Below are 280 nucleotides of genomic sequence, written 5' to 3' on the forward strand. Positions count from 1 at the left end.
GTTGTATTTTTGGGAATTCTGAAAACACACGTTTTGCTTCTTCTTTTAACTCTTTATATAAAGCATCGGTATAAAGTACTCTAAAACGACCTGTCGCATCTACCTCAAAAAGCACAACAACCTCACCACTATAAGCATCTTTAGTTATTTGCTGTGGCACTTTAAAAGTCTTATAAATTCTACTAAATACCTGCTTATCGAAACAAGCTTGCAAAGAATCTATAGCTATACTCTCGCACGATGGAAAAACTGGAGGCTTTTCTTGTAAAAATGTGTTTTG

At 34.6% G+C, this 280-nt stretch carries 1 pseudogene; it reads right to left on the reverse strand.

Annotated features, from left to right (window positions below):
- Window positions 1-280: pseudogene (locus LG649_RS16195) on the reverse strand (gliding motility protein RemB); the annotation flags it as partial.

The organism is Neotamlana laminarinivorans, from assembly GCF_020523925.1.
Lineage (GTDB): Bacteria > Bacteroidota > Bacteroidia > Flavobacteriales > Flavobacteriaceae > Neotamlana > Neotamlana laminarinivorans.